This is a genomic window from uncultured Methanobrevibacter sp. (genome assembly GCF_902764455.1).
Classification (GTDB): Archaea; Methanobacteriota; Methanobacteria; order Methanobacteriales; family Methanobacteriaceae; genus Methanocatella.
The window spans coordinates 1-9,207 of record NZ_CACWVY010000056.1; the positions used below are offsets into that span (position 1 = coordinate 1).

Sequence of the window (9,207 nt, forward strand, 5' to 3'; positions counted from 1 at the left end):
CCAATATTGTTCATGCATCCAATAGATTGTGAATTAGCAGCAATGGATGGAACCGGTCACACAAGTGACTATGCAGACCATTATTATGCAAAAATAAGGAGTAAATGCAGAAAAAGCTACATTAAAAACCATATCGCAATCGATGTCGACACAAGAATGATCCTAAATTACGCAGCAAATCGAGGCCCAAAATACGATACACAATTCGCAATCGCATCAATAATACAATTAAAATCCTACAAACCACATTACATCCTAGCAGACAGAGCATACGACACAGAAGCAATAAGAAAATGCATAAATGAAGAAGTAGGTGCATTCGACCAAATACCATTAAAAACAAGAGCAAAAACAGGACATTACAGATTGAATAGTACAACAATCTTCTGGTACGACGTTTACGCATGAAGAATGAACGTAGAAAGTGTAATTTATGTAATAAAAAGAAGATTCAACGGAGGAAACTATAGTAGAAGCACTAAACTCCAAAATAAAGAAACAAAACTCAAAGATGTATTATACAACATCTACAGAGCAATTCAAGTATTTTAAATGAGGGTTTCTACAAGGTTAAACATTTATATAATTTAATTCTAAAAAAAATAACTTATAAATTTATTGATTTAATTATAATTTTATTCAGAAATTAGTTAAAAATAATAATCAAAAATATATAAAATAAAAAAATTATTAAAAATATATAAAATTTTACCAAATTATTAAATTAAATATTTTTTAAAAAAAATATTTTTTATTAAAATTTGTTGATAATTTTATAAATAAATTTTTTTATTTTCAATTAATAATAATTTCTAAAGAAAAATATGCATAAAAATAACAAATAAATACCAAAAATTTTATAAAATAGACTATTGGAAAATATAAACAATAAAAATAAATTAAAATTTAAAAAATTTAATAATTATTAAACAAATAAATAAAAATAGTATTTTTTAATGAATAAAATATATTACATAATGGTTTATAGAAAATATTATAGTGTTTTTCTTAATTATTTTAACTTTTTTACTTGAAGATTTGCAGTATTTGTTTCATTTAAACTTAACAACTGTGCATATTCTCCTTTTTTTAGCAGTGTAAAACTTGCCAAAATGACAGAAATATCAATTACATCCCAATTTTAAGATACAATAATATACATCATAATACCCGAATATTATTCTTTAAAAAAAAACTGCTAATCATCAATTAACTTTTCAGCAATTTCACATGCAGAAGCAACCATTTTCGGACAGAATTCCTTAAAGAGATTATTGTCCAAGGCATATTTAACTCCATCTTCAGTTGAAATATCACAACCTAACAAATCCCTGCAGATATATGATCCGTTGACATTTTCAAACTCATCCAAAAAGCTTTCACATGCATCATTACTTTCAGTTTTATTCTCACCATATTTCAGACCCAGAGCCATCAACGCTCCTGTGCATGCTCCACAAACCTCTCCTTTTCGCATGCCACTTCCAAAACAGGCCCCGATTTTTAAGGCATCTTCCTTAGATATTCCAAAATCTGTTGCAAATACTGCAAATACAGCCTGTGAGCACACATAACCATCTTCAAACAATTGAACCGCTTCATTAATTCTATTCATATTTAATATTATGTTCAATGGATTATATTAATATTTCAGTTTTTAACCAAAAAAATGCTATCTTTTTTTAAATATGATTTCCAAATAATAATTAGAGGTAATTATCATGGAACAATATGACATTATAATAGTAGGTGCAGGACCAGGAGGTCTTACCGCCGGAATCTATGCAGGCCGCCAAGGAACAAAAAACTTAATCATCGACAGAGATCTTGCCGGAGGAATAGGGCGTGAAGTTCCTGAAATGGAAAACTATCCTGGCTTTGAAAATATTTCCGGTCTTGAACTGATTGAAAAAATGAAAGCACAAGCCATTAAAAACTGTGATTTGCATGAGATGGAAGAGGTAGTTGAAATTACCAAAACTGAGGACGAATACCGATTCACAGTCAAGACTTCAAAAGACACTTACCAGACAAAAACCGTGATTTTAGCAACCGGAAGCTCACACAGACACCTTAACGCTAAAGGTGAAGAGGAATTCAAGGGAAAAGGAGTCAGTTACTGTGCAACATGTGACGGATTTTTCTTTGCAGGAAGAGACATTATAATGGTGGGCGGAGGAAACAGCGCACTTCAGGAAGCTCTTTATCTTAAAAACCTTGGAGCTAACGTTACCCTGGTTCACAGAAGAGATGAATTCAGAGCCCAAAAACACCTGCAGGACATGATTGAAAAAGAGGAAATTCCCACAATACTGAATGCAACTGTCGAAGAAATCAAAGGTGAAATGCTGGTTGAATCAGTTATCCTTAAAGATACAAAAACAGACGAGCTGAAGGAAGTTCCTACAAACGGAGTGTTTATAAGCGTCGGATATATTCCTCACACTGAACTTGCAGCTCAACTGGGTGTTGATCTTGATGAATCCGGACATATCATCATAGACAAAGAGCAAAAAACAAATATAGATTACGTATATGCAATCGGCGATGTGTGTGTAGGTTTAAAACAGTGGGTAGTAGCATGCGGTGAAGGTGCAGTGGCTGCAACTTCAGCATATCATGAGTTAAAAGAAAACGATTAGTATCTTTCTTTTAAAAACATGTAAATGAAAAATGCAATAAGCAATACTACAATAACCGGCAAGAGCCATATGAACAATTTAAACAGCAATACTGCTACGAATATAGCAATTATAATAAATACTAAATCTTGTAATTCCATGTAATTCAATTATATAATATATCATATATAAACTTTAAGTGAATTTCATGGTTCAACTTATTTTTTAGACAAACTTAATAAATATAAAATTCAAAAATAATATTATTATATTTTCATGGAGTATAAAATGACAATAGTAGTGATTAACAATAAAGGGCAATATAACCATAGAATCGCGAGAAGTTTACAATATCTTAAAATACCATCAGAATTAGTTTCAAATACTCTAAGCATTGAAGAAATTGAAGCTAAAAATCCAATAGGATTAATTTTGGGAGGAGGACCTTCCCTGGAGGGTGCCGGTAACAGTGAAGAATATATCAAACATTTTGACTTGCCGATTTTAGGAATATGTCTTGGACACCAACTGATTGCAAAGGCCTATGGTGGAGAGGTTACTACTTCCGATACTGAAAGTTATGCTCAAGTGAAAATAAATATTGATAATGATGAAAATTTATTTGAAGGATTGGCTCCTGAAATGGATGTGTGGTCATCACACAAAGACGAAGTTAAAAGCATTCCCGAAGAGTTTGAAATTTTAGCTAGTTCCAACTTATGCGATGTTGAATCCTTTAAACATAAAGACAAAGATGTATACGGAATTCAATTCCACCCAGAAGTACATCACACTCCAAAAGGAGAAATAATATTTAAGAATTTTTATAAAATCTGTCAAGAAAAGGTGTAATAATGATTGATAATGCTGAAGATTTAGCAACAAAAGCACAAGATTATAAAACTGGTTTGAAAAGACAATATGTTAATATCCCTATTGGCGATGAAGAATATGGATTTAGAATTTCAGGTATTGGAGCAAAATCCGTTAAACTCGAAAAATTCGTCAAATACGATGATATCATCGAAGCCATTGAATCCGGAAATGACAAGGGTCTTGAAGCAATGATAAAACAAATCATTGAAGACTATGAAGAAGATGAAGATGAGGAATAAAATGTTAGGCCCTAAAGAATTTATTGAAAATGCAATTAAAGAAATCAAAGAACAAATCGGTGATGAAAAAGCTATAATTGCATTATCCGGTGGAGTTGACAGTTCAGTATGTTCCGTGCTTGTTCAAAAAGCTATCGGTGATAACTTAACTGCAATTTTTGTAGACCACGGTCTTTTAAGAGAAGGGGAAGTTGAACAGGTAACCGAAACCTTCAAAGACAGGTTAAACTTCAAGTTTGTAGATGCTTCCGATGAATTTATGGATGCTCTTGCAGGATATGATGATCCTGAAGACAAAAGGAAAATCATTGGAAAAGTATTCATCGACGTGTTTGAAAGGGAAGCAATTAAATCAGGAGCTAAATATTTGGTTCAAGGAACCATTGCTCCTGACTGGATTGAAACCGAAGGCGAAATCAAATCACACCACAACCTTGCTCTTCCAAGCGGAATGGAACTTGAATTATGCGAACCTATTCGTGACTTGTACAAGGATGAAGTCAGAGAAATCGGTGACGAATTAGGATTGCCTGCTACAACAGTCTACAGACAACCTTTCCCAGGACCTGGTCTTGGAGTACGTGTTGTCGGAGCACTTACAAGAGAAAATGTTGAAATCTGCAGAAAAGCAAATAAAATCGTCTGTGATGAAGTTGAAGCTGCAGGTATCGACAAGGACGTATGGCAGTATTTCGCTGTTTTAACCGACACTAAAGTTACAGGTGTTAAAGGAGACCAAAGAGACTTCGGATACCTTGTGGTAGTAAGAATTGTCAATTCAATTGATGCAATGACAGCATCAGTTGCTGAACTTCCTTGGGAAGTCGTGCAAACAATTTCAAAAAGAATTACTTCTGAAATTTCTGAAGTCACTCACGTTGCACTATCCATTAGTGACAAACCACCTGCAACCATCGAATTCTGTTAAATACTATTTTAATTAATAGTATTTCATTTTACTTTTTTTAAAACCATGAAAACCACAAAAAATGCTTATCTGGCCAAGTTAACAGAGCAAATTCAAATGAAATCTGTTGAGGTTGGAAAAAATCTTGAAGGAACAACACCTCCATCAGTCTTTATCGGAAGATGGTCATATCCCAAAGTCTATGCAGGTCCAATGATGAGCTCCCAAATGGGCGATACATACATCATGGACTCTCCGGAGTCATGGATTGGTCAAAACAAAACCCAGGATGAAATCATTAACTACAGGATGAGTCTTGTAAGGGGAAAACAGCTGATAAAAATAGATGATTTGGAAAATCCATTTGTTGAAAAACTGCAAGATATATCATTGGCATCCAAATCAATAGACAGTGAGGCAACTTTCGGAAGAAGACCAACAGGATCAATGCTTACAGAAGACAGCATGCCCCACGGTCCGAGTGCAGTTATTGAAAGCTTTGATATTGATGCTGTAAGATGGGACAGGCAGCTTGAAAAGACATTCTATGACACTGATTTAAAAGCAGTTGATGCAGTTGTAAATCTTCACAACAAGGACGTTCCTTTCTCAGCAATGCAAAAGGCATTTTCTGTCGGAGCTATCGGAACAAAAAACAAAAGAAGACTTGTTCCAACACGCTGGTCAATTACGGCATGCGATTCCACACTGGCAGATGAATTTTTAAAAGAAGTGAGAAAATTTGAAAGACTTGACACATACAGGCTTTTTGAATTTGGAGCACTTAACAATTATTACATAATCATTTTAACACCTACAGAATGGCAATACGAATGGTATGAGGCATTCATCAAACTGATGAAAAATGAGGAACTGATATTTTCAGATTATGAAACAAACGGCGGTAAAAAAGAATATTCGAGAGTAGGAGGATGCTATTATACTGCAAAGATGGCAGTTCTCGATTACCTGATGAAAATCAAAAAACAGTCAGGACTTATAATTTTAAGAGAAGCATACGACGGATATGTTCCGCTGGGCGTTTTCAATGTAAGGGAAAATATCAAGGAAGCTATGCTTAGACCATACCTGGAGTTTGAAACCCTGGAAGATTGTCTTAAGTATTCAGGAACAAAACTGAGAATTCCAATTAACAGATATGTAAAGCAGGGAACACTGCTTAATGAGATGCTTCACACAAAACAGACTACTCTAGACATGTACTTTAAAAGTGGATAACTATGTTTAAGTTTAAAACCCCTTCAAAAAAAACCAAAGAGATAATGTCCGAAGTTGCATTGGGAATGCATGAGGACGTTAACTACGAGCAAAATGCCCTAAACAAAATCAAAAATTTGACAGGACATGAAAATGCAAGAATAACATCAAGCGGAAACAACAGTATTTTCATTGCACTGTCCTCAATAGAAGGAGACATCATAGTGCCTGATCAGGGAGGATGGCACGGTTTTAAACAGATTGCAAAATTTTTAGGGAAAAAAATCATTACCCTTAAAACAGATTTAGGTCTTATAAATCCAGATTATATTGACTATATTGATTTTAGTGAAAATTCAGCACTGATTTATACAAGCTTTGCAGGATACTGTGCAGAGCAGGACACAAAAGCCATTTCACAATATTGCAAAGACAAAAGTATTACAACAATTGAAGATGCATCTGCAGGAATCGGAGATGCAGAACAAAAACTGGGATGCGGGAAATATTCAGACATAATCATTGCATCCACAGGTTCGCCGAAAATCATCAATGTGGGAAGCGGAGGATTCATTACATCAGAAAGTGATGAAATTTTTGCAAAAACTTCACTTCCTCAAAAATTAAGTAAAACTAATCAAATTATATGCAGTGGTATATGTGTGGAACTTGAAAATGTTAATGAAAAACTAGAACTTACAGTAAATGCAACAAAGCATTTAAAAAACAGTATAGATAATACATTACATGCAGATAAACGAGGCGTTAATGTAATTATACCACATGCAAATGCAAAGGAGATAAGTTGGAAATTGAAAAAGTCCCTGCCGACAGACAAAAGCGGATTTATTACAACATGCCCAAACTACAACAGAGTAAAACAGAAGGCAATTGCAATTGAAGTTAAAAATCTGGCATATGACTGCCTTGAAAAACAATACCTTGAAAAAATAATAGAAGAAATTAATAGTCTACTGTAAGTTTAGTGATTCTATCAATCAATAAATCTTCGATAGACATATTCTCCAATTCAAAATCACTTATTTTATAGATTTCCTTTAATTTTTCTTCATTTGCTATTAAAACATCATCATCAGAAATAAACAAAGAATTCAATTCATCAGAATAATCATCACAATTTATTAAAACAGCACATAAATTCATTTCACCTTCGCTTAAGCCCAATATTTTAAAGGCCTTGGAAATTTGGCGCTGAGCAGAGCATCTCAATACTATTTCGACACTGATATCCTTTGCAAGATTTTCACCACGTTCAAATGCAAGAAACGCCTGATTGACACCATGAATTATATGATTTTTTGAAGCCACTGCATCTGCATTCAACAGTTGAATAATTTCGCCGTCCTTTTTAATTGCATCAATTTCTGAGAGAGTTTTTCCAACTGAATCAATTGTAGCTGTGAATCCTAAAATTTTTATATTTTCCATATGCATGTAACCACTAATCCCTAAGTAACCTGTTTACACCGGCAATATATGCTTTAACACTTGCATTAATAATATCCGCTTCAGTACCGCGCGCAGAAACAACCTTATCCGCCTTCTGAAGTTTAATTATTACATCAATAAATGCATCTGTACCGCCCGTAATTGAATCTACGTGATATTCTATCAATTCTATATCTTTAAAAATATCCAATGATTTTATGGCATTGATTGCCGCATCAACCGGACCTAAACCTACACCTGCATTTAATATTTCCTCACCATCTATAGATATTTTAACAGAAGCAGTAGGCATTACCTTATTTCCAGATACTATGGTGATTTCATCAAGTTTAATACGGTCTTCATGGTTGATTTCCAAAACATTATCTGCAATTACCTGCAGATCCACATCAGTAACAGTCTTTCCCTTATCGGCAAGCTCCTTTATATCATCACAAATCTGCTTGAGCTGAGTTTCATTGACATTTAAACCTATTTCCTGCAATCTGGAATTAAGACCATGAGTCCCCATATGTTTTCCGATAACAAATTTGCGGGTCCTTCCCACAAGTTCGGGTGTCATAGGTTCATAAGTTGCGGAATTTTTAATAATGCCGTCTGAATGAATTCCAGATTCATGGGCAAATGCATTTTCACCAACAATTGCCTTATTAGGTTGAATATATACACCAGTCAATCTTGCAACCAGTTTAGAAACATCATAAATCTGATTTATTTTGATATTTGTGGAATAATCAGGAAGCAGTCTGTCAATACTTACGACACATTCCTCAAAAGAGGTATTTCCTGCCCTTTCACCAATTCCATTAATGGTGGTATGGATTTCAGATGCACCTCCTTTTATGGCAGATAACGTATTGGCAACTGCAAGACCAAAATCATTATGACAATGACAGGAGACAGGCACTTGAATATCATTTAACTTAGAAAACAGATCATAGGAAGTATCAGGTGTTAATATGCCCACAGTATCACAAACACATATCCTGTCTGCGCCATGCTCAATTGCACTTAGATAAACACTCTTTAGAAAATCAACATCACTTCTGGAAGCATCTTCAGCAGACAGTTCAACTGTTAAACCATGATCTTTACAGTAGTCAACAGCATTGTTTGATAAATCCAGAAGTTCATCCGGGGAAATCTTCAGTTTATCTGCAATGTGCAAATCTGATGTTGGAACAACCAGATTGACAGCATCAACATCACAATCCAGACAGTAATCTATATCAACGGTTAAAGGTCTTGAAAAACTTAAAATTTCTGCATTGAAACCTTGAGAAGTAATTTCTTTTATGGAATCCCGTTCACCCTGAGAGGTTATAGCAGAACCTGCTTCTATAAACTCAACACCAATTTCATCAAGCTTATTTGCAATTCTAAATTTTTCTTTGGATGTTAAGGAAACACCAGGAGTTTGTTCTCCATCACGTAAAGTAGTGTCTAATATTTTGATATTCAAAAAAATCACCTGAAAATATTGCAATAAGGGTATTATGTAAAAAAAGAATATTGAAAAAAACGATGCAAAAAAAGTAATTAATTATTGTAATAGAAAGCTTGCAGCGAAATGAAATTCCCATAGAAAACCATAGTACACAAACAAAACACAAAAGGACTTCACTACTGGGATCGAAACGAGACCAGATGACCGCAATACTTACTATTACATATGAGTATGAAAATTAAATTATAATAAATGTACAAGTTCACCCAAACTGTTAACACCTAACCAAATCATTATTAGACTATATATCACTTGAATAAGATCAATATCAGTCTACTAACAATTAAAATAATGCAAGCGAACAATTGGAAGCAGCGGACTAAACAACTCGGAAAAAACCTCGAAGCTTACATCCCTACCCCATCAAAC

At 34.0% G+C, this 9,207-nt stretch carries 12 protein-coding genes; 8 read left to right on the forward strand and 4 right to left on the reverse strand.

What is annotated here, in order from left to right:
- Together QZU75_RS11780 and QZU75_RS11785 are read left to right on the forward strand one after the other, a co-directional pair.
- A partial coding sequence (locus QZU75_RS11780) for a transposase (protein WP_296883964.1) occupies window positions 1–408 on the forward strand: 408 nt, incomplete at its 5' end.
- 3 nt (window positions 409–411) lie between these two features.
- Window positions 412–552 (forward strand): hypothetical protein, encoded by a 141-nt coding sequence (locus QZU75_RS11785; protein WP_296883965.1) that lies wholly within the window; start codon window positions 412–414, stop codon window positions 550–552.
- 646 nt (window positions 553–1,198) lie between these two features.
- Here the strand turns inward: QZU75_RS11785 and QZU75_RS11790 are convergent.
- Entirely contained in the window at window positions 1,199–1,615 is a 417-nt protein-coding gene (locus tag QZU75_RS11790) for a C-GCAxxG-C-C family protein (protein WP_296883966.1), read from the reverse strand.
- Between the two features lie 106 nt (window positions 1,616–1,721).
- Between QZU75_RS11790 and trxB the strand changes: the two genes are divergently transcribed.
- A complete protein-coding gene (gene trxB, locus QZU75_RS11795; protein WP_296883967.1) occupies window positions 1,722–2,642 on the forward strand; it encodes a thioredoxin-disulfide reductase in 921 nt (306 codons plus the stop codon).
- On the opposite strand, the gene QZU75_RS11800 is transcribed toward trxB, so the two are convergent.
- Window positions 2,639–2,782, reverse strand: coding sequence for a hypothetical protein (locus QZU75_RS11800; protein ID WP_296883968.1), 144 nt, complete (start codon window positions 2,780–2,782; stop codon window positions 2,639–2,641). The genes trxB and QZU75_RS11800 overlap by 4 nt on opposite strands.
- A 127-nt stretch (window positions 2,783–2,909) precedes the next feature.
- Here QZU75_RS11800 and QZU75_RS11805 point away from each other — a divergent pair, with 127 nt between their 5' ends.
- From QZU75_RS11805 to QZU75_RS11825, 5 genes are read left to right on the forward strand one after another with little or no spacing between them, the layout of a single operon-like run.
- Window positions 2,910–3,473, forward strand: coding sequence for a GMP synthase subunit A (locus tag QZU75_RS11805; RefSeq protein ID WP_296883969.1), 564 nt, complete (start codon window positions 2,910–2,912; stop codon window positions 3,471–3,473).
- A gap of 2 nt (window positions 3,474–3,475) precedes the next feature.
- Complete coding sequence (locus QZU75_RS11810) at window positions 3,476–3,736, forward strand: hypothetical protein (RefSeq protein WP_296883971.1); 261 nt, start codon at window positions 3,476–3,478, stop codon at window positions 3,734–3,736.
- A gap of 1 nt (window position 3,737) precedes the next feature.
- Window positions 3,738–4,664, forward strand: a complete 927-nt coding sequence (gene guaA / locus QZU75_RS11815; protein WP_296883978.1) for a glutamine-hydrolyzing GMP synthase — start codon at window positions 3,738–3,740, stop codon at window positions 4,662–4,664.
- A gap of 45 nt (window positions 4,665–4,709) precedes the next feature.
- A complete protein-coding gene (locus QZU75_RS11820; RefSeq protein WP_296883973.1) occupies window positions 4,710–5,882 on the forward strand; it encodes a hypothetical protein in 1,173 nt (390 codons plus the stop codon).
- Window positions 5,883–5,884: 2 nt separating this feature from the next.
- Window positions 5,885–6,841, forward strand: coding sequence for a DegT/DnrJ/EryC1/StrS family aminotransferase (locus QZU75_RS11825; RefSeq protein WP_296883974.1), 957 nt, complete (start codon window positions 5,885–5,887; stop codon window positions 6,839–6,841).
- Here QZU75_RS11825 and cgi121 read toward each other — a convergent pair.
- Together cgi121 and QZU75_RS11835 are read right to left on the reverse strand one after the other, a co-directional pair.
- A complete protein-coding gene (gene cgi121, locus QZU75_RS11830) occupies window positions 6,825–7,310 on the reverse strand; it encodes a KEOPS complex subunit Cgi121 (RefSeq protein WP_296883976.1) in 486 nt (161 codons plus the stop codon). The two genes, QZU75_RS11825 and cgi121, sit on opposite strands and share 17 nt — an antisense overlap.
- Before the next feature lie 13 nt (window positions 7,311–7,323).
- Window positions 7,324–8,793, reverse strand: a complete 1,470-nt coding sequence (locus QZU75_RS11835) for a (R)-citramalate synthase (RefSeq protein WP_296883977.1) — start codon at window positions 8,791–8,793, stop codon at window positions 7,324–7,326.
- Window positions 8,794–9,207: the final 414 nt, after the last annotated feature.